This is a genomic window from Salinicola sp. DM10, from assembly GCF_017306975.2.
Classification (GTDB): domain Bacteria; phylum Pseudomonadota; class Gammaproteobacteria; order Pseudomonadales; family Halomonadaceae; genus Salinicola.
On sequence record NZ_JAFLEN020000003.1, the window covers coordinates 194,641 to 220,395 of the forward strand.

At 66.6% G+C, this 25,755-nt stretch carries 23 protein-coding genes; 9 read left to right on the forward strand and 14 right to left on the reverse strand.

Features of this window, described 5'->3' with window-relative positions; all coding sequences use genetic code 11:
- Positions 1 to 37: 37 nt before the first annotated feature.
- On the reverse strand, positions 38 to 901 hold the full coding sequence (locus J0A90_RS12495; protein ID WP_207036411.1) for a bifunctional allantoicase/(S)-ureidoglycine aminohydrolase: 864 nt from the start codon (positions 899 to 901) through the stop codon (positions 38 to 40).
- Between the two features lie 308 nt (positions 902 to 1,209).
- On the opposite strand from J0A90_RS12495, the gene J0A90_RS12500 reads away from it, so the two are divergent.
- Positions 1,210 to 2,649, forward strand: coding sequence for a YfcC family protein (locus tag J0A90_RS12500; protein WP_207036414.1), 1,440 nt, complete (start codon positions 1,210 to 1,212; stop codon positions 2,647 to 2,649).
- 49 nt (positions 2,650 to 2,698) lie between these two features.
- Here the strand turns inward: J0A90_RS12500 and J0A90_RS12505 are convergent, their stop codons facing one another.
- The 6 genes from J0A90_RS12505 to puuE form a co-directional block, all read right to left on the reverse strand.
- Positions 2,699 to 3,541, reverse strand: a complete 843-nt coding sequence (locus tag J0A90_RS12505) for a MurR/RpiR family transcriptional regulator (RefSeq protein ID WP_207036415.1) — start codon at positions 3,539 to 3,541, stop codon at positions 2,699 to 2,701.
- 193 nt (positions 3,542 to 3,734) lie between these two features.
- Positions 3,735 to 4,463 (reverse strand): amino acid ABC transporter ATP-binding protein, encoded by a 729-nt coding sequence (locus J0A90_RS12510; RefSeq protein WP_233076744.1) that lies wholly within the window; start codon positions 4,461 to 4,463, stop codon positions 3,735 to 3,737.
- The gene (locus J0A90_RS12515) at positions 4,444 to 5,100 is read right to left on the reverse strand and encodes an amino acid ABC transporter permease (RefSeq protein ID WP_207036418.1); all 657 of its coding nucleotides are present in this window, start codon (positions 5,098 to 5,100) and stop codon (positions 4,444 to 4,446) included. The genes J0A90_RS12510 and J0A90_RS12515 overlap by 20 nt, the downstream gene beginning before the upstream one ends.
- Positions 5,097 to 5,780 carry an amino acid ABC transporter permease gene (locus J0A90_RS12520; RefSeq protein ID WP_207036419.1) on the reverse strand — a complete coding sequence of 228 codons (684 nt, stop codon included), beginning with the start codon at positions 5,778 to 5,780 and terminating at the stop codon, positions 5,097 to 5,099. The genes J0A90_RS12515 and J0A90_RS12520 overlap by 4 nt, the downstream gene beginning before the upstream one ends.
- 14 nt (positions 5,781 to 5,794) lie before the next feature.
- On the reverse strand, positions 5,795 to 6,610 hold the full coding sequence (locus tag J0A90_RS12525; protein WP_207036421.1) for a transporter substrate-binding domain-containing protein: 816 nt from the start codon (positions 6,608 to 6,610) through the stop codon (positions 5,795 to 5,797).
- 319 nt (positions 6,611 to 6,929) lie between these two features.
- On the reverse strand, positions 6,930 to 7,862 hold the full coding sequence (gene puuE, locus J0A90_RS12530; RefSeq protein ID WP_207036423.1) for an allantoinase PuuE: 933 nt from the start codon (positions 7,860 to 7,862) through the stop codon (positions 6,930 to 6,932).
- Between the two features lie 442 nt (positions 7,863 to 8,304).
- Between puuE and J0A90_RS12535 the strand changes: the two genes are divergently transcribed.
- The 3 genes from J0A90_RS12535 (at position 8,305) to J0A90_RS12545 (ending at position 12,271) form a co-directional block, all read left to right on the forward strand.
- Positions 8,305 to 9,048, forward strand: coding sequence for an aspartate/glutamate racemase family protein (locus J0A90_RS12535; RefSeq protein ID WP_207036425.1), 744 nt, complete (start codon positions 8,305 to 8,307; stop codon positions 9,046 to 9,048).
- 281 nt (positions 9,049 to 9,329) lie between these two features.
- The gene (locus tag J0A90_RS12540; RefSeq protein WP_207036427.1) at positions 9,330 to 10,694 is read left to right on the forward strand and encodes an NCS1 family transporter; all 1,365 of its coding nucleotides are present in this window, start codon (positions 9,330 to 9,332) and stop codon (positions 10,692 to 10,694) included.
- 125 nt (positions 10,695 to 10,819) lie between these two features.
- Positions 10,820 to 12,271 (forward strand): NCS1 family nucleobase:cation symporter-1, encoded by a 1,452-nt coding sequence (locus J0A90_RS12545; RefSeq protein ID WP_207036429.1) that lies wholly within the window; start codon positions 10,820 to 10,822, stop codon positions 12,269 to 12,271.
- 80 nt (positions 12,272 to 12,351) lie between these two features.
- Here J0A90_RS12545 and J0A90_RS12550 read toward each other — a convergent pair whose 3' ends face one another.
- Together J0A90_RS12550 and uraH are read right to left on the reverse strand one after the other, a co-directional pair.
- A complete protein-coding gene (locus tag J0A90_RS12550; protein WP_207036431.1) occupies positions 12,352 to 13,110 on the reverse strand; it encodes a GntR family transcriptional regulator in 759 nt (252 codons plus the stop codon).
- 71 nt (positions 13,111 to 13,181) lie between these two features.
- The gene (gene uraH, locus J0A90_RS12555) at positions 13,182 to 13,541 is read right to left on the reverse strand and encodes a hydroxyisourate hydrolase (RefSeq protein ID WP_207036432.1); all 360 of its coding nucleotides are present in this window, start codon (positions 13,539 to 13,541) and stop codon (positions 13,182 to 13,184) included.
- A 167-nt stretch (positions 13,542 to 13,708) separates the two neighbouring features.
- Here uraH and uraD point away from each other — a divergent pair, with 167 nt between their 5' ends.
- The 3 genes from uraD to pyrB all read left to right on the forward strand — a co-directional run bounded on the left by uraD (position 13,709) and on the right by pyrB (position 16,459).
- Positions 13,709 to 14,236, forward strand: coding sequence for a 2-oxo-4-hydroxy-4-carboxy-5-ureidoimidazoline decarboxylase (gene uraD, locus J0A90_RS12560; RefSeq protein WP_207036434.1), 528 nt, complete (start codon positions 13,709 to 13,711; stop codon positions 14,234 to 14,236).
- Between the two features lie 129 nt (positions 14,237 to 14,365).
- The gene (locus J0A90_RS12565) at positions 14,366 to 15,307 is read left to right on the forward strand and encodes an IclR family transcriptional regulator (protein WP_207036436.1); all 942 of its coding nucleotides are present in this window, start codon (positions 14,366 to 14,368) and stop codon (positions 15,305 to 15,307) included.
- Between the two features lie 111 nt (positions 15,308 to 15,418).
- Entirely contained in the window at positions 15,419 to 16,459 is a 1,041-nt protein-coding gene (gene pyrB / locus J0A90_RS12570) for an aspartate carbamoyltransferase (protein ID WP_207036438.1), read from the forward strand.
- A gap of 60 nt (positions 16,460 to 16,519) precedes the next feature.
- Here the strand turns inward: pyrB and ruvX are convergent, their stop codons facing one another.
- From ruvX to J0A90_RS12595, 5 genes are all read right to left on the reverse strand, one after another.
- Positions 16,520 to 16,975 carry a Holliday junction resolvase RuvX gene (ruvX, locus tag J0A90_RS12575; protein ID WP_207036440.1) on the reverse strand — a complete coding sequence of 152 codons (456 nt, stop codon included), beginning with the start codon at positions 16,973 to 16,975 and terminating at the stop codon, positions 16,520 to 16,522.
- Positions 16,975 to 17,532, reverse strand: coding sequence for a YqgE/AlgH family protein (locus J0A90_RS12580; protein ID WP_035470720.1), 558 nt, complete (start codon positions 17,530 to 17,532; stop codon positions 16,975 to 16,977). The genes ruvX and J0A90_RS12580 overlap by 1 nt, the downstream gene beginning before the upstream one ends.
- A gap of 190 nt (positions 17,533 to 17,722) precedes the next feature.
- Positions 17,723 to 18,679: a glutathione synthase gene (gshB, locus tag J0A90_RS12585; protein ID WP_207036442.1), complete on the reverse strand. Its 957-nt coding sequence runs from the start codon at positions 18,677 to 18,679 to the stop codon at positions 17,723 to 17,725.
- Between the two features lie 104 nt (positions 18,680 to 18,783).
- Positions 18,784 to 20,946: a prolyl oligopeptidase family protein gene (locus J0A90_RS12590; RefSeq protein ID WP_233076745.1), complete on the reverse strand. Its 2,163-nt coding sequence runs from the start codon at positions 20,944 to 20,946 to the stop codon at positions 18,784 to 18,786.
- Positions 20,947 to 21,132: 186 nt separating this feature from the next.
- Positions 21,133 to 22,710: an FMN-binding glutamate synthase family protein gene (locus tag J0A90_RS12595; protein WP_207036444.1), complete on the reverse strand. Its 1,578-nt coding sequence runs from the start codon at positions 22,708 to 22,710 to the stop codon at positions 21,133 to 21,135.
- 238 nt (positions 22,711 to 22,948) lie between these two features.
- On the opposite strand from J0A90_RS12595, the gene J0A90_RS12600 reads away from it, so the two are divergent.
- Positions 22,949 to 24,328 carry a GntP family permease gene (locus J0A90_RS12600; RefSeq protein ID WP_207036446.1) on the forward strand — a complete coding sequence of 460 codons (1,380 nt, stop codon included), beginning with the start codon at positions 22,949 to 22,951 and terminating at the stop codon, positions 24,326 to 24,328.
- A gap of 177 nt (positions 24,329 to 24,505) precedes the next feature.
- The gene (locus J0A90_RS12605; protein WP_207036449.1) at positions 24,506 to 25,639 is read left to right on the forward strand and encodes an alkene reductase; all 1,134 of its coding nucleotides are present in this window, start codon (positions 24,506 to 24,508) and stop codon (positions 25,637 to 25,639) included.
- The last annotated feature ends 116 nt before the right edge of the window (positions 25,640 to 25,755 follow it).

The following is a 25,755-nucleotide window of genomic DNA, read 5'->3' on the forward strand; positions in this document are numbered from 1 at the left end:
GGCGCTAAAGTGATGAACGCCAGGCCCGGGCCTTGGATCAGCGGCGTGACAGCCGCAGCGGCATCTGCCGATTGACGTCCTTGTACAGCAGATAGCGGAACGGCCCCGACCCGCCGGCATAGCAGGACTGCGGGCAGAAGGCGCGCAGCCACATGAAGTCGCCGGCCTCGACCTCGACCCAGTCCTGATTGAGGTGATAGACCGCGCGCCCCTCGAGCACATAGAGGCCATGCTCCATCACATGGGTCTCGTCGAACGGGATCACCCCGCCCGGCTGGAAAGTGACGATGGTCACATGCATGTCGTGGCGCAGGTCGGCAGGGTCGACGAAGCGTGTGGTCGCCCAGCGGCCGTCGGTATCCGGCATCGGCGTCGGCGCGATCTCCTGCTCGTTGGTGACGAAGGCCGGCGGCACCTCCACCCCCTCGACGACCTCGTAGGCCTTGCGGATCCAGTGAAAGCGCACCGCCTCGCCGGCGTGATTGTAAAGCTGCCAATCGCACCCCGGCGGCAGGTAGGCGTAGCCCCCCGGGGTCATGACATGCGTCTGGCCGGCCAGGGTCAGGGTCATCTCCCCTTCGACCACGAACAGCACGCCCTCGGCCTCCGGGTCCGGCTCGGGGCGCTGGCTGCCGCCGCCGGGAGCGACCTCCATGATGTACTGGGAGAAGGTTTCGGCGAAGCCGGAGAGCGGGCGCGCCAGCACCCACAGCCGGGTCTTCTCCCAGTGCGGCAGGTAGCTGGTAACGATATCGCTCATCACCCCTTTGGGGATCACCGCATAGGCCTCGGTGAACACCGCACGGTCATGGATCAACTGGCTCTGCGGCGGCAGACCGCCATGCGGGGCGTAATAGCGGCGTGGCGGCTGAGCGCCGCGGGGAGCATCGGATTGCGACATGGGTCCTCCTCGGTGAAGGCGCGGTGTCACCCGGGCGACTCGCGATCGAGCCCCGGGCCGGCACAGGCCCGTGAAACATCAAGCAAAGTGCATGAAACGCCAATGAAACCAGCGTAACGGAAGAGGGCTTTTCGCGGCCATCGAGTTGTGAAACTATCGATCGGGTCCGAACGGCCCCGCGTCTCGGACACGCCCAGGGCGTCACCACAAGGATAAACCGGGGGCGGCGTCATACGCCGCAGGCACGCGCTCTCCGCCGGCTCGTCCGGCCATCACAACAGCAACACGACAGAGAGGACGAAGCGTCCATGAGCCCATCATCCGAGGCGGATCTTGACCGTTCGCACAAGAAACGATCGTTTCATATACCGCATATCTACGCCATTCTTTTCCTCTTCATCATCCTCGCGGCCATCGCCACCTACCTGATCCCCGCCGGCGTCTACGAGCGCGTGCCGGGGCCAGCGGGACGCACCACCATCGACCCGGCCTCGTTCCATTACGTGCCCGCCACGCCGACCGGGCTGACCGACTTCCTGCTGGCGATCCCCAGCGGCCTGATGAGCGCCGGTCAGGTGGTGTTCTTCACCCTGATCATCGGCGGCATGTTCGCGGTGCTGCGGCGTACCGGCATCATCGAACTGGGTGTGGATAACCTGACGCGCCACTTCGCCGGACGCAGCCTGTGGGTGATTCCGGTACTGATGACGCTGTTCGCCGTCATCGCCACGCTGATCGGCACCCAGGAGCTGTCGCTGGTTTACGTGCCGGTGATCCTGCCGCTGATGATCGCGCTGCGCTTCGACTCGGTGGTCGCCGCCGCGGTCGCGCTGTGTGCCACCACCGCCGGCTTCACCGCCGGCGTGCTCAACCCGATCAACACCGGGCTCGGCCAGCAGCTCTCTCATCTGCCGCTCTATTCGGGCTTCGGCCTGCGCCTGGTGGCACTGGTCGCCATGCTCGCGGTGGCCGTGGCGTGGGTGCTGCGCTATGCCCGCCGCGTGCGTGACGACGCCAGCGCCAGCCTGCTCGACGACGACGCCGGCGAGCACGCCAAGCGGCACCGCTACCAGCATGCGCTGGATGCCGACAAGCCGCGCGCCAGCGGACGCCAGAAGGCCGCCATCCTGGCCGCCCTGGGCTTCTTCGCCGCGCTGGTCTACGGCGTGCTCGGGCAGGGCTGGTTCATGCTCGAGATGGCAGGGCTGTTCATCGTGATGGGTATCGTCGTCGGCCTGATCGCCGGACTTAAGGTCGATGCCATCTGTGAAGGCTTCAACGAGGGCTTCCGCGACGTCATGGTCGGCGCCATGATCGCCGGTATCGCCCGCGCCGTGGCCGTGGTACTGGAAGATGGCCAGGTGCTCGACACCATGGTCCACGGCCTCGGGGTCGCGGTGGGCGGGCTGCCCACGCTGTTCTCGGCGCTGGGCATGTATCTGGCCCAGCTCGGCTTCAACTTCGTGGTCCCCTCCGGCAGCGGTCAGGCGCTGGTGACCATGCCGATCATGGCACCGCTCTCGGACCTGCTCGGGGTGACCCGCCAGACCGCGGTCCTCGCCTATCAGCTGGGCGACGGCATCGGCAATATCCTCTACCCCACTTCCGGCTACTTCATGGCCACCCTGGCCCTGGCCGGCGTGCCGTGGCAGCGCTGGGTGCGCTTCTTCCTGCCGCTGTTCGGCGCCTGGGTGGCGATCGCCGTGGCCTTGCTGCTGTTTGCCCAGGCCAGCGGCTGGCAGGGTTAGGGTGGGTACGAAAACTGCCGCCGCGTCGACGGCGCGGCGGCAGTCGGGTTCAGGGGCCCAACTCGTCGAGCGACTCATACAGGTCGGTGATGCCATCGATCCGCGCCCGTCCCGATGCCAGCCGGCGGTGCAGCAGGGCGTTGACCAGTAGGCAGATCAGGCTCATCGGCGCGGCGTAGCTGTCGAAGGCCGAGACGCTGTCCAGCGGGCACTCGAGCCGCCAGGTGACGCGCTCGGCGTAGCGCGCTGTGGTGGCATCGCCGATCAGCACACAGCGCTGCCCGCGCGCCGCCAGGGTCTCGACCAGCGCCTCGAACACCCGCGGCCGGCGGCGGAAGCCGAACAGCACCACCAGGGTCTCGGGATCGAGCTCGGCGAGCTCCTCGGCCAGCGACTGATTGGGCGCCGGCCACAGCGCCACGCCGGGGCGGCACTGCAGTAGCTGCTGGCGCAGATGCAGCGCCAGCGGGTAACTGTTGCGATAGCCCACCACCGCCAGCCGCGGCGCGGCGTCGAGCGCGTCGATCACCGCCTCGAAGCTGGCCGCCGAGAGCCCATCGAGGCAGCGCTGCAGATTCTCCTGCTCGCGGGCCAGGTGCCGGGCACAGCGCTCGGCGCCCTCGCCCAGGGCGTCGCTGCCCGCCGCCAGCGGCACGCCGAAGTGGCGCAGCTCCCGAGCATGCGCCTTGACCGCCTTGAAGTCGGCGTAGCCCAGGCGCCGGAACAGCCGCGTCACGGTGGCCTTGGAGACCCCGGAGAGACGCGCCAGATCGGCGGCACTGTAGATCGCGAGATCCTCGAAGTGATCCAGAATGAAGCTGGCGACGCGCCGCTCCTGCGGCGCCAGTTCGCCGAAGCGCTGCTGGAGCTGACGTCCGATATGGCCCTGCATGGGTGCTGTCCCTGCCTCTCGTTCCCTGACTCTCGTTACCTGAATCTCGTCACCTGACTTACATTCCCTGTCTCACACTCCCTGACTCACACTCCCGGGCGCATCATGTTCTGACCAGAGCTGCGGCCACTCTATCATCGATATCCCCCACCGCCGCGTCCGGGGCCACAAGCCGTATCCCCCCGACACCGGCTCATAGCACCGAGGCGATGAACTGGGCGAGCTCCGGCGTCTGCGGCCGGGTGAATAGCGTCTGCGGGTCGCCGGATTCATGGATCCGCCCCTGATGCATGAAGACGACGCGGTCACTGACGTCGCGGGCGAACTTCATCTCATGGGTGACCAGGATCAGTGTCATCCCTTCACTGGCCAGGTCTTCGAGCACGCGCAGCACCTCGCCCACCAGTTCGGGGTCGAGCGCCGAGGTCACCTCGTCGCACAGCAGCACCTTGGGATGCATCGCCAGGGCCCGGGCAATCGCCACGCGCTGCTGCTGGCCGCCGGAGAGCTGGGCCGGATAGGCGTCGACCTTCTCGGACATCCCCACCTTGTCGAGCACCTCCGCGGCGATCTTGCGGGCCTCGGCGCGGGGCGTCTGCTTGACCACCACCGGTGCCAGCATCACATTCTCGACCACCGTCTTGTGCGGGAACAGGTTGAAACTCTGAAACACCATGCCGACGTTCTGACTCAGCTCCCCCGGCGACATCGCGCTGCCATCGAGACGCTGATCGGCCAGATGGATGGTGCCCCAGTCGTGTTGCTCGAGCTGGTTGAGGCAGCGCAGCAAGGTACTCTTGCCCGAACCGCTGCGGCCGATGATCGACACCACCTCGCCGGCCTCGATCTCCAGATCGATGCCCTTGAGCACCTCCAGCTCGCCGAAGGATTTATGCAGGTCTTTAACGGATACCAGCGCCATAGAGCTTTTTCTCCAGGTGACGGGCGTAGCGGGACAGCGGATAGCAGAGGATGAAATACCCGAGCGCCACCAGCGCGAAGATGGTGAAGGGCGCGAACGCCGCGTTGTTGAGCATGGTGCCGGCCTTGGTCAGCTCGACGAAGCCGATCACCGAGGCCAGCGCGGTGCCCTTGATGACCTGTACCGAGAAGCCGACGGTGGGCGGCACCGCCAGGCGCAGCGCCTGCGGCAGGATGACGTGGCGCATCGACTGCAGATAGTTGAGTCCGAGCACCCGGGAGGCCTGCCACTGGCCGCTGGGTACCGCCTCGACGCAGCCGCGCCAGATGTCGCACAGGAAAGCGCTGGTGAACAGCGTCAGCGCCACGCTGGCCGCGGTCCAGGCGGAGACATCGAGCCCCAGTGCCGCGGCACCGAAATAGGCCAGGAACAGCTGCATCAGCAGCGGCGTGCCCTGGAACAGATCGACGTAGAGCCGGATCGACCAGCGGATCGGCTTCAGCCCGCCCATGCGCAGCAGGGTCAACATCAGCCCGACGGCGGCTCCGCCGATGAAGGCGATCAACGACAGGACCACCGTCCAGCGCCCTGCCAGCAGCAGGTTGCGGACGATGTCCCACAGCGTGAAATCGGTCATGCCGAACCTCCCTGGCGAAACGCGAACAGGCGGCGTCCGGCGAACTCGAACGCCAGCCGCAGCCCCACCGCCAACAGCAGATAGATCAGCGTCACCACCAGATAGACTTCGAAGCCGCGGAAGCTGCGCGACTGGATGAAGTTGGCGGCGTAGGTCAGATCGAAGACCGAAATCTGGGACACCACCGCGGAGCCCAGCATCACGATGATGCACTGGCTGATCAGCGACGGATAAACCCGCGAGAACGCCGGCACCAGGACCACGTGCCGGAAGCTCTGCAGACGCGATAGCCCCAGCGCGCGGGCGGCTTCATGCTGGCCTCTCTGGGTCGAATCGATCCCCGCGCGCAGGATCTCGGCGGTATAGGCGCCGAGATTGAGGATCATCGCCAGCAGCGCCGCGACCGTGGCGCTGATCGGAACGCCCAGCGCCGGCAGGCCGAAGAACAGAAAGAACAGCTGGACGATGAACGGCGTGTTGCGGATGACCTCGACATAGCCGCCCAGCAGGCGGCCAATGAGGCTCGGCCGGCCGTTGACGGCAGCGTCCCGCAGGTAGGCGACGACGATCGCCAACGCGATCCCGGCCAGCGTCGTCACCGCAGTCAGCCACAGCGTCGTCATCAAGCCGTGGAGGATCTGCGCCGTGTAGGGCAGCAGCGTGGAGAAATCCAGCGTCATGACCGCTTACCCACTCAGGAGGAGAGATCGTCGGGCAGCGCGGTGTGGAACCACTTCTGCGACATCGATTCCAGCGTGCCATCCTGCTTGGCCTGCTCGATCAGCGCATTGACGCGTGCTTTCAGCGCCTCGTTGCCCTTGGCCAGGCCGATATAGCAGGGCGAATTCTTGATCCGCAACACCATGGTCGGTGCCCGCTCGGTATTGCGCTCGGCGATCTGTGCCGCGACCACGTTACCGGTGGCGATGTAGTCGACCTGGCCGGAGAGAAAGGCGGAGATCGTGGTGGCGTTGTCCTCGAAGCGCTGGACGGTGGTATCGCTCGGCACCAGATCGGAGAGTTCCATGTCCTCGACCGAGCCGCGGGTCACGCCTATGGTCTTGCCGGCGAGCCCGGCGGCGTCTGCGACCGGTGCGGCAGCGGGCGTGCCGAACACGCCGAGGAAGAACGGCGCATAGGCCTCGGTGAAGTCGATCACCGCGGCGCGCTCGGGGTTCTTGCCCAGACTCGAGATCACCAGATCGACCTTGTCGGTCTGCAGGAACGGGATGCGATTGGCACTGGTGACGGTCACCAGCTTCAGATCGACACCCATCTGGTCGGCCAGATAGTGCGCCATGTCGATGTCGTAGCCCTGCGGTTGCAGGTCGGTGCCCACCGAACCGAAGGGCGGGAAGTCCTGCGGTACCGCCACCCGCAGTGTGCCGCGCTGTTCGATGGTGGCCAGGTCGCTGGCCTGGGCCGATAAAGCCGTGAAGCCGGCGACGACGGTGCAGCAGAGCGCCAGCACGAGTTGACGCGAGAATCGATTCTTGACGCAGGCGAACATGCCATACCTCCCCGAGAGAGCTTGTCAGTTGTTATGCCGATAGCGTGATGCCGATAGAGAAACGATTGACGACTTCTCTATCGGAGGAGAAACGTTGGTTTCACATCACGTCTTAGCAAGCTCGGCGCCAGATCGGTTATCTGCGCTGTCGATTCAGGGAGTTAGCCAGTGAAAAAAGCCCGACATCACGGTCTCGAGGACCCGGCCAGGGAGAGAGAGTGGTCGAAACGGGGGCAAGGGAGCGCGCCCACGCACCATTAAGAGGCGTCGGGGGTGCCGGGCTCGATTCAGGTGAGCCGAACCCGGCGCGAGCGGCCCGTTAGGCGGGCGGGTGCTGGCTGGCCCAATGGCGGGCGATATCCACACGCCGGGTGATCCACACCCGGTCGTGGGCCTCGAGATGATCGAGGAAGCGCTGCAGCGCACGGAAGCGCCCGGGGCGCCCGATCAGCCGGCAGTGCAGGCCGATCGAGAGCATCTTGGGCGTCTCCGCCCCCTCGGCATAGAGCACGTCGAAGGCGTCGCGCAGATACTGGAAGAACGGCTCGCCGTGATCGAAACCGGTCGGCGAGGCGAAGCGCATGTCGTTGCTGTCCAGGGTGTAGGGCACGATGAGGTGGCGCTGGCTGCGCCCCTGACTGTCGTCGACATCGCGCCAGAACGGCAGATCGTCGCCGTAGTAGTCGCTGTCGTAGAGGAAGCCACCTTCGTCGACCAGCAGACGTCGCGTGTTGGGGCTGTCGCGGCCGGTGTACCAGCCCAGCGGGCGCTCGCCGTAGAGCGACTCGAAGATCGCCAGCGCGCGCTGTAGATGCGCCCGCTCCACCGCCTCCGGCACGTGCTGGTAATGGATCCAGCGATAGCCGTGGCAGGCCACTTCGTGGCCCAGCTCACGGAACGCCTGGGCGGCTTCCGGATTACGCTCCAACGCCATCGCCACGCCGAACACCGTCAACGGCAGGCCGCGCCGTTCGAACTCCTTGAGCACCCGCCACACCCCGGCGCGGGAGCCATATTCGTAGATCGACTCCATGCTCAGATGACGATCGGGGTAGGCCTCGGCCCCGGCGATCTCGGAGAGAAACTGTTCGGAGTGGCTGTCGCCGTGCAGTACGCAGTTCTCCGCGCCCTCTTCGTAGTTGAGCACGAACTGCACCGCGACACGCGCCTGGCCGGGCCAGTTGGCCTGGGGCGGGTTACGGCCGTAGCCGATCAGGTCGCGGGGATAGCCGTCATGCGCGGGAGACGTCATTGCAGAATTCCTTGTTCTAGTACCGGGTGCAGTGCCGGTATCCGCTGCCGGTGTCCACTCGGCGCGCGATCGGCGGCACGAAAATGCATGCATACAAGGGAAACATGAATTGTATCCAGTCACGCTGCAAGCCTGCCCATGATGCGCCGACACGAGCCGACTGTCTCGCGCTCAGGCATCGCGCCAGATGCTGTATACGCAAGCGCCTGGCGAAAAAGCACTCGATGGCAGATGCCAACCTACTGACATGGCTTGAAAAGCTCGCTGATGGCCGCCCAGACGACGTCTCCAGGGCGGCGTGGGCGAGGTCATCCCGCTTGCGTTGCGCCGCCATCTCGCTTAGATTTTTTGTATACAAAGACTATAGCTCACTGCCCATACCGCCAGGCCTCGATGCCCTGTTGCTGCTGCGCGTCGAGCCTCGTTCAGGAGTCACTCCCCGATGCGGATTCGCGTCATCAATCCCAACACCACCGCCAGCATGACCACGACCATCGGCGAGGCGGCCGCACGCATCGCGGCGCCGGGCACCGAGATCGTGGCGACGACCCCCAAGAGCGGCCCGGTTTCCATCGAGAGCCACTTCGATGAAGCCATCAGTGCCGTCGGCGTGCTCGAAGAGGTCATGGCGGGAGAGCGCGAGGGCGTGGATGCCTACATCATCGCCTGCTTCGGCGACCCGGGGCTGCTGGCCGCCCGCGAGCTGACCCGTGCCCCGGTCATCGGCATCGCCGAGGCGGCCTTCCACATGGCCACGCTGATCAGCACCCGCTTCTCCATCGTCACTACCCTGGGTCGCACCGGCATCATCGCCGAGCACCTGCTCGACCAGTACGGCTTTCGCCATCACTGCCGCCGCGTGCGCGCGGCCGAGATCCCGGTGCTGGACCTGGAGAGTGACGGCGACGCGGCGCTGACCCGCATCATCGAGGAGTGTCGGCGCGCCCGTGACGAAGACGGCATCGGCGCCATCGTCCTGGGCTGTGGGGGAATGGCCGACCTGACCGCTGAGATCAGCGACGCCGTCGGCCTGCCGGTGGTCGAGGGTGTGACCGCCGCGGTCAAGCTCAGCGAGGCTCTGATGGGGCTGGGCCTGGGCACCAGCAAGATCGGCGATCTGGCCTTCCCCCGGCCCAAGGCCTTCACCGGGCGCTTCGAGCATCTGTCTCACATGACGCGTACCTGACGCTTCCAGGACACTCACGAGACTCTCGCAAGTCACTCTCGCAAATAACTCTCACAAATAACTCTCACAAATAACTTTCGCACATAACTCTCACAAGACATCGAGCGAGTGACACGAGCCACGAGGGCCGAACCCTGTTGGACAGGCCGCCCCGGTCACACAGCCATCAGCCAGGATAGCGCCACATGAAACCCTAGAGCCCAAGCAGCACGCCGCAAGAGTTCGCCCGGTTCACGGCCGGGACAACAACAATAGTGATCCCATCTTGCGAGGACGACAGCATGCGTCATGATTCCAATGCGGCTCGGACCCTATCGGCCGAACCAACCGACACGGCCACCAAGGCCGCCGGCCAGGAGTCGCTGGCCCCACAGCAGACCCGCATCATGGGTCGCACCTCCTATCTACTGGCCTGGTTCGGCGGCTGCGTGTCGATCGGCACCTTCACCATGGGCTCCAGCGTGGTCGGCACGCTGAACCTGGTCCAGGCGACGCTGGCGATCGCCATCGGCTGCTTCGTGATCGGTATCGCCCTGGCCCTGAACGGCGCCGCCGGCTACAAATACGGCATCCCTTTCATGGTCCAGGCGCGCAGCGCCTTCGGCTTCAGCGGCACCCGCCTGCCGGGGCTGGTGCGCGCCGTGCCCGCCATCGTCTGGTACGGTTTCCAGAGCTGGATCGGCGCCGGCGCGCTGAACATGGTCTCGGCGACCCTGTTCGGCTTCGACAACCTGATCTTCTACTTCATTGCCTTCCAGTTCCTGCAGATCGCCCTGTCGGTGACGGGCTTCCAGGGCATCAAATGGCTGGAGAACATCGGCAGCGCCTTCATCCTGGCCTCGCTGGTCTACATGTTCTACAGCACCACGCAGCGCTACGGCGACGAGCTCTCGGCCAGCCTGCTGACCATGAAGGGCTCCTGGGGCATGCCCTTCTGGGGCGCGACCATGCTGTTCCTGGGCATCTACAGCACCATGATGCTCAACGTCAGCGACTATTCCCGTGAGCACAAGGAGGGCAGCGGCCCGGGGTTGTTGACCACCCTCTACGCCATGTCGATCCTGCCCTGCACGCTGTTCATGGGGCTGATCGGCTATATGGTCTCCGAAGCCACCGGCGTCGCCGATCCGATCAAGGTGTTCGCCAATGCGGTCGACAATACACCGCTTCTGATGACCACTCTGCTGTTCATCGCCTTCGCTCAGGTCACCACCAACGTGCTCAACAACGTGGTGCCGCCGACCTACGTGCTGATGGATACCTTCAAGCTCAAGTACCGCACGGCCGCGGTGGTCGTCGGCCTGCTGGCCTTCGCTACCTTCCCCTGGGAGCTGGTCAAGGATGAGTCCGCCGCCGGCCTGCAGGTCTTCGTGCAGACCTACTCCGCCTTTCTCGGTCCCATCTTCGCCATCCTGGTAGTCGACTACTACCTGATCCGCCGCCGCACCCTGGATCTGGGCAAGCTGTACGACTCGAGCGGGCCCTACCGCGGCGTGAACCTCGGGGCCGTGATCGCCACCCTGGTGGGTGTGGTCGCGGCCTTCAGTGTCTCCACCGTCTCCTGGTACGCCAGCCTGCTTCCGGCCGGGCTGACCTACTTCCTGCTGATGAAGTACTGGTCTCCATGCCAGCGCTTTTGCGACTGAGGCCACGGCATCGAGGGCATCGAGGACATCGGGAACGACGACAGGGCGGGCAAGGATGCTCTCCGAGAGCGGGCGCTGCGCAGCACAGGGCCTGGCATCAATCACAATGACAACTGGCCTTCACCATGACCGACCAAGAATTGAACATCCGGCATATCGACCGGACGCTCTTCAACGAAGACCTTGCCCCTCTGCCGAAGCACAAGCGTAGCTGGGGCTGGTTCGAGATATTCAATGTCTGGGCGAACGACATCCAGAGTCTGTTCGGCTACACCCTGGCCGCTTCGCTGTTCATCTCCTACGGGCTCAACGGCTGGGCGGTGATGGCGGCGATCATCCTTGCCGGCTTCGTGGTGATGTGGCTGGTCAATCTGAGCGGCAGGCCCAGCGTCAAGTACGGCATTCCCTTCCCGGTGATGATCCGTGCCAGCATGGGCGTGCGCGGCGCCAACCTGCCGGCGATGCTGCGCGCGATCATCGGCATCTTCTGGTACGGGGTGCAGACCTACTTCGCCTCGACGGCGCTGACGCTGCTGCTGACGGCGCTGTTCGGCGACCCCGGCGGGCAGTGGCTGGGCCTGTCGGCCATCGGCTGGCTGTCGTTCGTGGTCGTCTGGCTGTTCCAGATCACCCTGTTCTGGCAGGGCGTCGACAAGATCAAGCACTTCCTCAACTGGGCGGGGCCGCTGGTCTATGTCGTCATGCTCGTGCTGATGATCGTCGTCTGGTTCCAGGCCGGCAGCGACCTGCTGCCCGCGGTCAGCACCATCTTCAGCACCAGCAGCGACTATCAGGGCAGCGCCGTGGGCGCCTTCCTGACGATCACCGGCACCATGATCGCCTACTTCGCGGCGGTGGTGATCAACTTCGGCGACTTCTCGCGCTTCGTCAGAAGCGAACGCGACATGAAGCTCGGCAACCTGCTGGGTCTACCGCTCAACGTGGCCATCTTCTCCTTCATCGCCCTGATCATCACCGCCGGCACCCTGGTGCTGTTCGGCGTACCGCTGACCAACCCCTCGGAAATCATCGAGCGGGTCGACTCGCTGCCGCTGACGCTGCTCGCCGCGGTCACGTTCTTCGCCGCGACCGTCGGTATCAATCTGGTGGCCAATTTCATTCCGCCGGCCTATGACCTGGCCAACCTCTTCCCGCGCCGGATCAGCTTTCGCGTCGGCGGGCTGATCACCGCGGTGATCGCGTTCTTCGTCGGTGCGCTGTGGGTCGCCGTGATCAGCCACATCGGCATCCCCGGTTTCGTCAATGCGCTCGGTGCCGTGATCGCGCCCTTCTACGGCATCATCGTGGTCGACTACTACCTGGTGCGACGCCAGCGGCTGGATATTCAGGACATGTTCTCGAGCGACCCCGGTGGCGCCTACCATTACGTCAAGGGCTGGAACCGACGTGCCCTGATCGCCTTCGGCCTGGCCGCGCTGTTCTCCATCGCCTCGGTGTGGCTACCGGCGCTGCAAGCGCTGGGCGGCTACGCCTGGCTGATCGGCGCCGCCCTGGGCGGCGGGCTCTACTACCTGCTGATGATGAAACAGCCCGAACGCAAGGCGGTGGCCACCTGATCGGTGAGCGCGACCCTGCCACAAAAAACCCCGCCATCGGCGGGGGTTTGCGTGTCGACGATGCCTCGGCAGGGCACCTTTCAGGACGAAAATATCGTGTAGAGATCCGGCGTCTCATCCGCTTCGTCATGAATGGAGAGCGAGGCCTCGATCGCCTTGAGATGGCGCTGCATGAAGGCCACCGCGCGCTCGCCACGCCCGCTCTCGAGCAGCGTTACCAGCTCGTCGTGGTCATGGGATTCACAGCCCAGATGACCGCGCCCGCCGTAGACCGCCAGGATCAGCGACGAACGCGAGCAGAGGCGCTCGATGAACTCCGCCAGCGGGGCGTTGCCGGCCAGCTCGGCGAGACGCTGATGGAAGCGCGCCGAGAGCTGGATCGCCTGGCTCTGCTCCCCGGCGCGCAGTGCGCGACGCTCGCTCGCCGCCAGCTCGCGCAGCGCCGCGACGTCTGCCGGCGTCAGGCGCCGGGCGGCCCACGGCATCAGCTGACACTCCACCAATTGGCGCGCGGCGAAGACATCGCGCGCCTCCTCGATGCTCGGCCGGGCGACGCTGGCGCCGCGGCGCGGGGTCAACGTGACCAGATGCTCCAGCGCCAGACGCTGCAGGATCTTGCGGATGCCGGTGCGGCTGACGCCGAAGACCTCGGCCAGGGCGTCCTCGCGCAGGCGCGCCCCCGGCTTGAGCCGATGTTCGACGATCGCCTCGCGGATACGCCGATAGATCTCCTGGTGCCGCTCGGCACCGTCGCCGGCCTTGCCCGCCCCGCGACGACGCGCAGGCTTGGCCGCAGGCGGCTGGCTCGCCGCCGTAGTGCCATCGGCGCGTTTCCCCATGCTGTCAGACTCCTTGAATGCATCCCTGCAATTGTATTGGCCGGGCGGTGGGCTGCCCACGCCGCGGCAGATCAGCTGCCGCGGTAGGTCGAGTAGCCGAAGGGTGAGAGCAGCAGCGGCACGTGGTAATGCTCGCCGGGGACATCGACCGTGAAGCGGATCGGGATGAGATCGAGCAAGCCCCCCGGCGCGCCGCTGGCGGCGAGATAGTCGCCGGCGTGGAAGATCAGCTCGTAGCAGCCGGCGCGGAACTCGGCGCCGGCCAGCAGCGGTGCGTCGCTGCGCCCGTCGGCATTGGTCTGCAGCGTCGCCAGCCGAGTGCGGCGTTCGCCGTCGAGGCGATAGAGCTCGATGCGCAGATCCACGGCCGGGCAGCCGCGGGCGGTATCCAGTACATGGGTGGTCAGGTAACCAGAGTCGGTATCGCTCATGCACGCCTCGCGATCGAAAGCGGAGAAAGGGGCACCAGCGCGCGTCGACAGCCCGCTGCCGGGAAAGGCTGGATCGACACGAGCGCTTGGCGGTAGCTTAGAGCCAGCCCCACGGAACGTGACTCTATTCAAAGCGCTTCATATACCAGATTCAAGGGACGGCCCCGATGTCGGATCATCTGCACCCACGCCCCAGCCAGCTCACGCGCGAGGATTTCATCGCCAGCTACGGTGATATCTACGAACACTCGGCGTGGATCGCCGCCGCCGCCTGGGACAGCGGCCTCGATAGCCGCCACGATACTCCCGCGGGGCTCGCCACGCGGCTGCGCGAACCGGTCGACGCCGCCTCCCCCGAGGCCCAGCTCGCGCTGATCCGCGCCCACCCGGACCTGGCCGCCAAGGCCGCCGTGGCCGCGACCCTGACCGCGGATTCGCGCCGCGAGCAGGCCGGGGCCGGGCTCGACCAGTGCACCCCGGATGAGTTCGCCCGCTTCGAGCAGCTCAACGCCGCCTACCGCGAGCGCTTCGGCTTCCCCTTCGTGATCGCCGTACGCGGTCTCGACCGCCACGCCATTCTCGACGCCTTCGAACAGCGCCTGGCACAGACCCCGGAGGCCGAGCGCCACACCGCGCTTGCCCAGATCCACCGGATCGCCCTGCTGCGCCTGGAGGCGCGCGCCACCCCCGCCTGACGTCGGCCCACGAAGACAGCCTACTACCGCTCGGGTTATCCTGAACGATGCCCGGCGCCACCCGCATGGCGCGCGCCGGGCTCAGCCAGGAATCTCAATCACGAATCTCAACCACGAGAGCGGCAGCGGGTGACGGAACGAAAGCGGCAGCGGGCGAGCGACACCAACCAGCAACGGGCAGCGGACACGACGCAACCGCAGGCACCCGAGACGGCAGCGCAGCGGACCACCGGCGAGAAGCGCCGAGCGGTCGGGCGCCCCGCCGGTGGCGGCAAGAGTGCTGGCAAGAGCGGCGGTGGCCACAGCCAGTCGCTGGTGCGCGGCCTGACCATCCTTGAGGCGCTGGCCGCCGCGCCCAACGGGCTGGCACTCTCGGAGGCCGCCGATGCGGTCGGCCTGGCCCCTTCCACCGCCCACCGGCTGCTGCAGGCGCTGCACCAGCAGGGCTTCATCACCCAGGATGGCAGCAACGGCCTGTGGCGGATCGACGTCAAGACCTTCCGTATCGGCAACAGCTTTCTCGAGGCGCGCGATTTCGTCGCCACCGCGCGCCCCTTCCTGCGTCGGCTCACCGCGCTCAGCGGCGAGACCGCCAACCTGGGCATTCGTGACGACGGCATGGTGGTCTATCTGGCCCAGAGCGAATCGCCGCAGATGATGCGCATGATCACCCGCCTGGGCTCGCGCGCGCCGCTGCACGCCTCGGGCGTGGGCAAGGCATTGCTGGCGTGGATGCCCGAGCCGGAGTTCGAGCGCATCATGGGCGGGCGCGTGCTCGAGGGCGAGACCCCCAATACCCTCACCGATCTGCCCACGCTACGCGCCCAGCTGGAGACGATCCGGCGCCAGGGCTATGCGGTCGACCGCGAGGAGCACGCCATCGGTCTCAACTGCGTCGCCGCCACCCTGCACGACGAGAGCGGCCTGCCGCTGGCGGCGATTTCGGTCTCCGGCCCGGTGGCGCGGATCGACGACTCGCGCCTGCCCAAGCTGGCCGCGCTGGTCGCCGATACCGCCCGCGAGATCACCGCCAGACTCGGCGGCAAGACGCCCAGCGAACCGCCGGCCTGAGGCGCGGGGCGGGGACCGCGACGCGCGGCGGATGATCCCGGCGAGCCTCGGCGCTACACTATCGCCCGGCCAGACCGGCCCCGATACCGCCACCCGCCAGTGAGGTCCGCCATGTCCCCGCACCTGCTCTCCGTCGACTCTCTCAATCGCGACGCCGTGGATCATCTGATCCGCCTCGCCGAGCGCATGGAACCGATCGCCCAGCGGCGCCAGGTGACGCGGGTATTGGAGGGGGCAGTGCTCGGCAATCTGTTCTTCGAGGCCAGCACGCGCACGCGGATCAGCTTCAACGCCGCCTTCTGCCGCCTCGGCGGCAGCGTCTGCGACACCACCGGCTTCACCTTTTCGTCGATGGCCAAGGGCGAGTCGCTCTACGACACCAGCCGGGTGATGGGCGGCTATGTCGATGCCATCGTCATGCGTCACCCGGAGCAGGGCTCGGTGGCGGAGTTCGCCGAGGCGACCCGGGTGCCGGTGATCAACGGCGGCGACGGCCCCGGCGAGCACCCCAGCCAGGCGCTGCTCGACGTCTATACCATCAGCAAGGAGTTCGCGCGGCTGGGCAAGCCGCTGGCGGGGGCGCATCTGCTGCTGACCGGGGATCTCAAGTACGGGCGCACGGTGCACTCGCTGATCAAGCTGCTGTCGCTCTACGATCCCCTGCGCATCACCTTGGTATCGCCGCCGGGGCTGGAGATGCCGCAGCACCTGATCGACCTGGTCGCCTCCCGCGGCCACCGTATCGAGACCCGGCCGAGCCTGGCCGAGGACTTTGCCGATGTCGACGTGATCTACGCCACGCGCATCCAGCGCGAGCGATTCACCGCGGAGATGACCGAGAGCTTCACCGAGCTGACCGCCGATTTCGTCGTCGACCGCGGCTTCCTCGACCGCCGCTGCTCGCCCACCACCGTGGTCATGCACCCGCTGCCGCGGGACAGCCGCCCCGGCGCCAACGACCTCTCCACCGATCTCAACGGCGACCCGCGCCTGGCGATCTTCCGCCAGACCGACAACGGTATCCCCATGCGCATGGCGATCTTCGCCCACCTGCTCAAGGTGGAAGAGGAGATCACCCGCGACCTGCGCGAGGTGCGCTGGTTCGTGCCGGAGACCTTCGGCGTCGACGATCGCACGCTGAAGGCCCAATAAGACATACCGGATCGAGCGACAGGCGGGATCGAGCGGCAAGCGTGACACCCGGATGCAGTGTCACGCCTGCCCGCGGGTGAACCAGTTCTCCAGAATCAGCTGTGCGGCGATGCCATCGACACCGCGGTCACGGTAGTTGCCGCGGTGGCCACCCTGGGCGGCGATCTGCTTGGCCGCCTGGGTGGTACCGCGCTCATCGAACATCTCGACCGGCTTGCCGAAGCGCCCATGCAGGCGGTTGCCGAACTTGCGCGCGCGCACGCTCATCTCCGACTCGCTGCCGTCGTCGTGGATCGGCAGCCCCACCACCAGCAGGTCCGGCTGCCACTCCGCCAGCAGGCGTTCGATCTGCGCCCAGTCGGGAATGCCGTCCCGCGCCGGCAGCGGATCGAGCCCGCTGGCCGAGCCCAGCATCTCATTGCCCACCGCCACGCCGATCCGCCGGGTGCCGTAGTCGAAGGCCATCACCAGACGCTGGCCGCGCTTGTCGCTGGCGCCGCCGCCGAGGCTTGCCATCAGGCGTGCCCGGCGTCGCGGGTCATCAGGTTGAGGTCGACCCCGAGCCGCCCGGCGGCGGCCGCCAGGCGCTGCTCCGGGGGCTGGCGGAACAGGATGTCGCCGTCACCCTCGACCGTCAGCCAGGTGTTCTGCTTGAGCTCGTCCTCGAGCTGACCGGCCTTCCAGCCGGCGCAGCCCAGGGTGACCAGAAAGTGCTCCGGGCCGCGCCGCTGGGCGATCGCCTGGAGCATGTCCATCGAGGTCGTCAGGGCGATGTCCTCGGCCACCTGGATGCTGGAGTCCCACTCACCGGCGCTGCCACGGTGCAGGATGAACCCGCGGTCGCGATAGGTCGGGCCGCCGTCGTAGACCAGGATCTCGTTGTGCGGCCCCGGCTCGGACTCGATGTCGAGCTGCTCGAACAGCCCCTGCAGGGTGAGTTCGGAGGGCCGGTTGACGATCACCCCCAGGGTGCCATCGTCATCGTGATCGCACAGATAGGTCAGGGTGCCGGCGAAATTGGGATCTTCCAGGTGCGGCATCGCCATCAGGAAGTAGTGTTTCAGGCTTTGCATGAGACTCCGTCGAAATCGCAGCGCGCCGCCGGCCTGCCGGCACGCCTGAGGTCAGCTTGCAGTGTAACACCCGCGTATCCCGGCGTTGTCGTCGGGGCGAGGTAAGTCGCAGCGGCACCGGGTGCTACGCGCCCTTGATTGGCGCGCAGCGTGACAGGACACGCCGAGATGGGGTCGTGTCGCGGCGGAATCAAGCCAGACGCGTCTCGATCGCGGCCATCAGCAGCCCCGGGATATCGGTACCGCGCTGGTCGTCGATCTCGCGCACGCAGGTCGGGCTGGTGACGTTGATCTCGGTGATGTAGTCGCCGATCACGTCGAGCCCGACGAACAGCAGGCCGCGCTCGCGGATCGCCGGCTTGACCTGCTCCACCAGCCAGTAGTCGCGCTCGGTCAGCTCGCGGGAGACCCCGCGCCCACCGGCGGCCAGGTTCCCGCGGGTCTCGCCGGCGCTGGGAATGCGCGCCAGGCCGTAGGGCACCGGCTCGCCATCGACCAGCAGAATGCGGGTGTCGCCCTCCTTGATCTCAGGCAGGTAGCGCTGGGCCATGATCTGGCGCTGGCCGCGCTCGGTGAGCTGCTCGATCACCGCGCCGAGATTGCGCCCCTCGGGGCCGATATGAAAGATCCCGGTGCCGCCCATGCCGTCGAGCGGCTTGAAGATGGTATCGCCATGCTCGGCCTGGAAGGCGCGCAGCACCGCCGCATTGGCGGAGACCACGCTGGGCGGGATGCACTGGGTGAACTGCTGGGCGAACAGCTTCTCGTTGCACTCGAACAGCGCCCGGGTCGGGTTGACCACCAGGGTGCCTTCGCGTTCGGCGAACGCCAGCAGGTGCACGGCGTTGAGGAAGTGGCCGTCCACCGGCGGGTCCTTGCGCATCAGGATCACGTCGAGCTCACCCAGCGGCATCGCCTCGCGCTCGCCGAGGTCGAACCAGTGATCCGGATCGTGGTGCACATCGAGCGTGCGCACGCTGCCCATGGCGCGCCCTTCGTAGAGGTAGAGATCCTCCTGCTCGAGGTAGTAGAGCGACCACCCCTTGGCCTTGGCTGCCCACAGCAGCGCCAGGGTGGTGTCTTTCTTGTAGGCGATATCGGCGATGGGATCCATCACCACGCCCAGCTTGACGGTGTTCTGACTCATCGGTGAGGTCTTCCGTGTCGGTGTGTCCCGCCGGGCGAACGGGCGGGAGAAGCGTGGCGCTCAGTATGCCCGAGCGCCACGCGCAGCACCAAGACGCCGGCGCCCTAGCTCGCTCCCAGTCTTTGCCACAGAAAACGCCACGCCAGCGCGCCGAGCCGGGCGCGCTGGGCGTTGTCGGCAGCGCCGCCGTGGCCGCCTTCGGTGTTCTCGTAGTAGTGGACGTCGCCTGCGCTCATCGCTTCCATCTTCGCCATCATCTTGCGCGCGTGCCCGGGGTGCACGCGGTCGTCGCGGGTCGAGGTGGTGAACAGCACCGCCGGGTAGTCCACGCCCTCGCGCAGGTTATGGTAGGGCGAGTAGTCCTTCAGGAAGCGTTCCCAGTCGTCGCTGTCCGGATCGCCGTACTCGGCCATCCATGAGGCGCCGGCGAGGAGCTGATGGTAGCGCTGCATGTCGAGCAGCGGGACTTCACATACCGCAGCGGCGAAGTGATCCGGGTAGCGAGTGATCATGTTGCCCACCAGCAGGCCGCCGTTGGAGCCGCCCTGGATGCCCAGTTGGCGGGGTGTGGTCACGCCGCTGGCGACCAGGTCCGCGGCCACCGCGGCGAAATCCTCGAACGCCTTGTGGCGATCCGCCTTGAGCGCGGCGCGGTGCCAGCGCGGGCCGTACTCGCCGCCACCGCGGATATTGGCCACCGCGTAAGCGCCGCCCCGGGAGAGCCAGCAGCGCCCCACGTCGGGGGCATAGTGCGGCGTGAGCGATATCTCGAAACCGCCATAGCCGTAGAGCAGCGTGGGCAGCGCTGTTTCACGTGAAACGTCGTCAGCGCCCGCCGGCAGCACGAGGAAATAGGGTACGCGGGTGCCGTCGGTGCTGGTGGCGAAGCGCTGCTCGACCCGCATGCCGCTGGCATCGAAGAAAGCCGGCGCCTGCTTGACCGGCGTGGGCGCCGCGGACGCGGTCTCGGCCTGGGCCAGGTCGAGGCGCGATAGTGTGGTCGGGGTCAGATAGTCGGTGACCACGACGAAGACCTCGTCGCTGGCCTCGTCGTCCACCGCCGAAAGACCGACCTCACCGGTGGCTGGCAGGGCGTCGAGGGCAAAGCTCGACCATTCGCCCTCGGCGCGTGGTTCGAGGCGCACGAAGCGGTGTTTGACGTCTTCGAGGATATCCAGCACCAGGTAGTGGCGGGTCCACTCGAACCCTTCCAGCGAGCGCCGGGCATCCGGCGTGAACAGCACGCGGAAGTCGCGGGCGCCGGCCTTGAACGCGGCGTAGTCGATCGCCAGCAGCGCCCCGCTGGGATAGAGGGTCGTCTCTGGCATCCAGTCGTCGCGCAGCAGCACCAGCAGCCACTCGCGGTGCACGCTGGCCTGGGCCGAGAGCGGCAGGTCGAGCGGCAGCTGGGTGCCATCGGGTAGCCGTTCGATCAAGCGCTGCTCGTAGAACGCCAGGGCGTGGTGGATGAAGTCGCGCTCGAAGCCGCGGGTGTGATCGCGAAAAGCGACCGCCATCAGATCGCTCTCCGCCGCCTCGAACAGCGTCTCCGCTGCGGCCAGAGGCTGCCCCCGCCGCCAGCGCTTGACGCAGCGCGGATAGCCCGAGCTGGTGAGCGCGCTCTGCCCCGCGGCATCGGCACCGAAATCGGTATAGACGTAGACCGTGTCGCGGTCGATCCAGCTCACCCCGCCCTTGGCCGCGGGCCGCTGGAAGCCCTCCTCGACCCAGCGCTTGTTGACGAGATCGAACTCGCGCGTCACGTCGGCGTCGGTGCCGCCCGGAGAGAGTGAGACCAGCGCCCGCTCCCAGGTGCCCGACGGATCCTCGGGCTCGAGGCAGTGCGCGCCGTGCCACACCCAGCTCTCGCCCTCGGCGGCGTTGAGCGCGTCGACGTCGATCAGCACTTCCCACGCCGGCCTGGCCTGGCAGTAGTCGGCCCAGTGGGTCCGCCGCCACACCCCGCGCGGATGGTCGGCATCCTGCCAGAAGTTGTAGTAGTGCTCACCGCGCTTGACCACGAAGGGGATGCGGTCGTCGGCATCGAGGATCTCACGCAGTTCGGCGGTCAGGGTATCGAGCTCGGGCCCGCCCAGGGCATCGAGGGTCTCGCGGTTGTGTGCCTCGACCCAGGCCAGTGCCGCCGGGTCGTCGATCGCCTCCAGCCAGCGATGTGCATCGGCCTCGGCGGTCACGTCGAGGTCGGCCCCTGCGCCCGCGGCATCGGGCGTTTCGGCAAGATAGGGAAGTCCGGGGAAGCGGCGCATCGCGCGTCTCCTGTCTGTCGTCGTGGGCATCGAGCCCTAGGGTTTGTACGAAAAGTCAGCGAGCGCAGGTAGTTTTCGTACAGAGCCTAGAGCCTAAGCCATGAGCAGAGTTCCACCGAGCGCGGATCTTCGCGCCCCGCTACGTGCGCCCTGATCCACGCGCCGGGGTCTGCCCCCGGCGCCGGCTCAGAAGTGGTCGACGGCGGCGGCGCGCCAGTCGGCCTGCCACGCCGCGGGAATATCGTCACCCAGTAGCTGGCCGTCGTTCAGCCGCGGCAGCTCGAACGCCGCGTAGCCGCGCGCCGGCGCGTAGCTGCTGCGGTGGCGGATATGGTCCGGGGTCAGCGCATCGAAACGCTCGAGCCCCATGGCGCCGGTGATCGCGGCAAAGCCATCCAGGGTCGCGCGGTGATAACGCGCCACCCGCTCGGCCTTCTCCGGCACGTTGATCGCGCGTGCCCGCTTGGGGTCCTGGGTGGCCACGCCCGTGGGGCACTTGTTGGTGTGGCAGCGCCGGGCCTGGATACAGCCGACCGCGAACATGAATGGGCGCGCGGCGTTGCACATGTCGGCGCCGAGCGCGGTCTTGACCACCATGTCGTAGCCCAGGGCGACCTTGCCGCTGGCGACCAGGCGGATCTTGTCGCGCAGCCCGGCACCGCGCAGGGCGTTGTCGACGAACGGCAGCGCCTCGTCGATGAACACGCCGAGGCGGTCCGAGAACTCCTGCGGCGCCGCACCGGTGCCGCCCTCGGCGCCATCGATGACGATGAAGTCGACCAGGGTACCGGTCTCGATCATCGCCTTGCAGATACCCAGGAACTCGTGGCGCACGCCGAGACACAGCTTGATGCCCACCGGCTTGCCGTCGCAGAGCTCGCGCAGCTGGGCGACGAACGCCATCAGCTCACGCGGGTTGGAGAACTCCGGATGCGCGGGGGGCGAGGCGCAGTCCTGGCCGGCCTCGATCTGGCGCGTGCTGGCGATTTCCTGATTGACCTTAGCCCCCGGCAGCAGCCCGCCGTGAGAGGGCTTGGCCCCCTGGGAGATCTTGATCTCGACCATCTTGACCTGATCACGGCGCGCCTTGTCGCGAAAGGTCTCGGCGTCGAAACGGCCATTCTTGTGGCGACAGCCGAAGTAGGCGGTGCCCAGCTCCCAGATCAGATCACCGCCGTGCTTCTCGTGATAGGGGCTGATCGCCCCTTCACCGGTGTCGTGAGCAAAGCCGCCCTGCTTGGCCCCCAGGTTCATCGCCTCGATGGCGTTGCCCGAGAGCGAGCCGAAGCTCATCGCCGAGATGTTGAGGCGCGATGAGCGGTAGGGGCGTGTGCACTGGGGGCCGCCAATGGTGATGAAGCGCTGCTCGTCGGGCACTTTGCGCGGCGCCATCGAGTGGAAGGAGAAGTTGTAGCCGGCCGCATCGACGTCACGGATGGTGCCGAACGGCGAGGTGTCGCCGGTGCCATCGGCACGGGCGTTGATCAGGTTGCGCTGCTCACGGGAGAAGGGCCGCCCGCTGGTCTCGGACTCAAAGAAGTACTGGCGCAGCTCCGGGCGTACGAACTCGAGCATGTAGCGCAGGTGACCGATCAGCGGGTAGTTGTAGAGCACGTTGGCGGTGGAATTCAGATCGCGCCAGCCGATCAGCGCCAGTGGCACCCACAGCAGCAGCAGCCACAGCCAGGGATGCCAGATCACGCCGACGGCGATGATCAGCGCCAGCGTCACGGGAACGAGAAGATAAAAGAGGCGACGGTACATGTCGTGGTGTCCATCCGAGGAGTCGGACCCTCAGTGTTGGTCGCGGTGACCGATTGTTCAAATCGGTAACAGGTCCCTCGCGCCTTCCCTCTTCACTCTTTCCTCTTCCCCCTCCAGCCTCCAGCGATTGTCCGACATTGATCATTCAATATCTGACATAAAGACCATCGTCGACTGTCGTCGTTGCCCACTTCATGCCACTTTGATAGATCAGGTTTCCCTACTAGAGGTCTCTCCCATGGACGGCTGGACGCAAACCCTGTCGGCCGGGCCGCTGCTCGGCATCGCCGCCGCCGCGATCGCCCTGCTGCTGGTTCTGATCATTCGCTTTCATCTGCACGCTTTCCCCACCCTGGTGCTGGTCAGCCTGCTGACCGCCTTTGCCACCGGCATCCCCGCCGGCGCCATCGTCGATACCATGACCGACAGCTTCGCCGGCACGCTGGGCTCGGTGGCGCTGCTGGTCGGCTTCGGCGCCATGCTAGGCAAGCTGGTGGAGCACTCCGGCGGTGCCCAGGTGCTGGCCGAACGCATGGTGTCGCTGTTCGGCGAGTCGCGCGCACCGTTCGCACTGGGTATCGCGTCGCTGATCATGGGCTTCCCGATCTTCTTCGATGCTGGGCTGATCGTGATGCTGCCGATCATCTTCGCGGTGGCCAAGCGCCTCGGTGGCCCGGTGCTGCTCTATGCGCTGCCGGCGGCGGCGGCGTTTTCGGTGATGCACGTGTTCGTGCCGCCCCACCCCGGCCCGGTCACCGCCACCGAGCTCTACGGTGCCAACCTGGGCCTGGTGCTGCTGGTGGGTATCCTGATCGCCTTCCCGATGTGGTACCTCTCGGGTTACCTGTGGGGGCGTTTCGCCGCCAGCCGCTTCGACTTCAAGCTCGAAGTCAGCCTGTTCGGCGGCCAGGACAACGACACCATCGAGAACCCGCCCAGCGTGGGCACGGTCATCGCGCTGCTGCTGCTACCGCTGGCGCTGATCTTTCTCAACACCGGGCTCGATTTCGCCCGCGCCGCCGGCGTGGCCGACAGCGACGCCACCTGGTTCCAGTTCCTCTCCTCGCTGGGCGAGACGCCGATCGCGCTGCTGATCTCGGTGCTGGTGGCGATCTATGTGCTGGGCAGCCGCCGCGGCGAGGGCGGTAGCGCGCTGGAGAAGATCGTCGACTCCTCGCTGGGGCCGATCTGCTCGGTGATCCTGATCACTGGCGCCGGCGGCATGTTCGGCGGCGTGCTGCAGGCCTCCGGCATCGGCGGTGCGCTGTCCGACTCGATGAGCGATCTGGGCATGCCGGTGATCGTCGCCGCCTATCTGGTCGCGGTGGTCATGCGCCTGGCCCAGGGCTCGGCCACGGTGGCGCTGGTCACTGCCGCCGGGCTGATGGCGCCCGCCGTCGCCAGCGGCGACTTCTCGGCCATGCAGGTGGTCGCGATCACGCTCGCTACCGCCGCCGGCTCGGTGTTCGCCGGCCACGTCAACGACTCCGGCTTCTGGCTGGTGGGGCGGCTATTGGGGATGGACGTCAAGACCACACTGATGACCTGGACCGTGCAGCAGGCGCTGGAGTCGATGGTCGGCTTCCTGCTGGCCGGCGTCGTCTATCTGCTGTTCTGATCCAACCAAGGGGAAATATCAGGGATATCAATCGGGGTAGAGATCCAGCGTATAGTCAGCGCCTATCGCAACGGTAGTCAGCGACATTGGTTGGTCGGCTAATCGTTAACTAGACTTTGGTCGACCTGCCGATACCGGCAACCAATTCCGTCGCCAGTCTGGAAAGGAGTTCTCGATATGGCATCGCTGTTCGAACCGTTCGATCTCAACGGCACACGGCTCAATAACCGCATCGTCATGGCGCCGATGACCCGCTCGCGCGCGCCGGACGATATCCCCAACGAAATGGGCGCACTCTATTATCGCCAGCGCGCCTCCGCTGGCCTGATCATCTCAGAGGGCACGCCGATTTCGCGCCAGGGGCAGGGCTATCTCTACAACCCCGGTATCTTCGGCCCCGACCAGATCGCAGGCTGGGCCAAGGCGACCCGTGCGGTACACGAGCGCGGTGGTGTCTTCTTCGCGCAGATCTGGCACGTGGGCCGGGTCTCGCATACTTCGATCCAGATCGCCGGCCAGCCTCCGGTCGGCCCCAGCGAGCAGCAGGGTGGTATGGCCTTCGGCTACAACGAGGCCGGTACCCCGGACATGCTCGCGGCGAGCCAGCCGCGCCGGCTCGAGACCGCTGAAGTCCGCGAGATCGTGCGCGATTTCGCCCAGGCGGCGGTCAATGCCCGCGAGGCGGGCTTCGACGGGGTCGAGGTGCATGGCGCCAACGGCTATCTGTTCGAGCAGTTCCTCAACCCCCACGTCAACGACCGCGACGACGCCTATGGCGGCTCGCGGGAGAATCGCTGTCGCCTGCTGCTGGAGGCCGTCGACGAGGCGAGCAAGATGATCGGCGCCCACCGGGTCGGCGTCCGGCTATCGCCCTTCGGCACGCTGTTCGACATGCCAGAGTACGACGACAACGGTGAGACCTATCTGTATCTCGCCCGTGAATTCGACAAGCGCGGACTGGCCTATGTCCACCTGCACGATCAGGGTGGCCAGGGCATGCCGCCGATGCCGCGCGAGTATCTGCGCCGGTTCCGCGAGGTCTACCACGGTAATCTGCTGCTCGCCGGCAACCTGGATCAGGCCGAGGCACAAGCACTGGTCGACGAAGGCACCATCGACCTGCCGGTATTCGGGCGTCTCTACACCTCCAATCCGGATCTGGTCGAGCGCATGCAGAACGGCTGGCCGCTGGCCGACTTCGACCCGGATACCTTCTACGGTGGCGATGCCCGCGGCTATGTCGACTTCCCCACCTATGCCGAAGAGCAGGCGCGCAAGGCGCGCGAGCAGGCGATCCAGGCGAAGTCCTGACATCCTGAAAGCCCGAGCGCCGCGTCAGATCATTGCGGCGCTCGATAGGCGCGTCACGCTGCGCACGCCACTCAGAGCGGCCAGCCCAGAGCAGCTAGCCCAGACGCCCCGGCCAA

Bases quoted from the DNA above. Each gene is read 5' to 3' on its own strand.
- J0A90_RS12495 (WP_207036411.1), bottom strand. From the start codon at position 901: ATGTCGCAATCCGATGCTCCCCGCGGCGCTCAGCCGCCACGCCGCTAT.
- uraH (WP_207036432.1), bottom strand. From the start codon at position 13,541: ATGAGCGATACCGACTCTGGTTACCTGACCACCCATGTACTGGATACC.
- J0A90_RS12605 (WP_207036449.1), top strand. From the start codon at position 24,506: ATGGCATCGCTGTTCGAACCGTTCGATCTCAACGGCACACGGCTCAAT.
- J0A90_RS12520 (WP_207036419.1), bottom strand. From the start codon at position 5,780: ATGACGCTGGATTTCTCCACGCTGCTGCCCTACACGGCGCAGATCCTC.
- gshB (WP_207036442.1), bottom strand. From the start codon at position 18,679: ATGAGTCAGAACACCGTCAAGCTGGGCGTGGTGATGGATCCCATCGCC.
- J0A90_RS12540 (WP_207036427.1), top strand. From the start codon at position 9,330: ATGCGTCATGATTCCAATGCGGCTCGGACCCTATCGGCCGAACCAACC.
- J0A90_RS12535 (WP_207036425.1), top strand. From the start codon at position 8,305: ATGCGGATTCGCGTCATCAATCCCAACACCACCGCCAGCATGACCACG.
- J0A90_RS12595 (WP_207036444.1), bottom strand. From the start codon at position 22,710: ATGTACCGTCGCCTCTTTTATCTTCTCGTTCCCGTGACGCTGGCGCTG.
- ruvX (WP_207036440.1), bottom strand. From the start codon at position 16,975: ATGGCAAGCCTCGGCGGCGGCGCCAGCGACAAGCGCGGCCAGCGTCTG.
- pyrB (WP_207036438.1), top strand. From the start codon at position 15,419: ATGTCCCCGCACCTGCTCTCCGTCGACTCTCTCAATCGCGACGCCGTG.
- J0A90_RS12505 (WP_207036415.1), bottom strand. From the start codon at position 3,541: ATGCAGGGCCATATCGGACGTCAGCTCCAGCAGCGCTTCGGCGAACTG.
- J0A90_RS12510 (WP_233076744.1), bottom strand. From the start codon at position 4,463: ATGGCGCTGGTATCCGTTAAAGACCTGCATAAATCCTTCGGCGAGCTG.
- J0A90_RS12550 (WP_207036431.1), bottom strand. From the start codon at position 13,110: ATGGGGAAACGCGCCGATGGCACTACGGCGGCGAGCCAGCCGCCTGCG.
- uraD (WP_207036434.1), top strand. From the start codon at position 13,709: ATGTCGGATCATCTGCACCCACGCCCCAGCCAGCTCACGCGCGAGGAT.
- J0A90_RS12515 (WP_207036418.1), bottom strand. From the start codon at position 5,100: ATGACCGATTTCACGCTGTGGGACATCGTCCGCAACCTGCTGCTGGCA.
- J0A90_RS12600 (WP_207036446.1), top strand. From the start codon at position 22,949: ATGGACGGCTGGACGCAAACCCTGTCGGCCGGGCCGCTGCTCGGCATC.
- J0A90_RS12545 (WP_207036429.1), top strand. From the start codon at position 10,820: ATGACCGACCAAGAATTGAACATCCGGCATATCGACCGGACGCTCTTC.
- J0A90_RS12500 (WP_207036414.1), top strand. From the start codon at position 1,210: ATGAGCCCATCATCCGAGGCGGATCTTGACCGTTCGCACAAGAAACGA.
- puuE (WP_207036423.1), bottom strand. From the start codon at position 7,862: ATGACGTCTCCCGCGCATGACGGCTATCCCCGCGACCTGATCGGCTAC.
- J0A90_RS12525 (WP_207036421.1), bottom strand. From the start codon at position 6,610: ATGTTCGCCTGCGTCAAGAATCGATTCTCGCGTCAACTCGTGCTGGCG.
- J0A90_RS12590 (WP_233076745.1), bottom strand. From the start codon at position 20,946: ATGCGCCGCTTCCCCGGACTTCCCTATCTTGCCGAAACGCCCGATGCC.
- J0A90_RS12580 (WP_035470720.1), bottom strand. From the start codon at position 17,532: ATGCAAAGCCTGAAACACTACTTCCTGATGGCGATGCCGCACCTGGAA.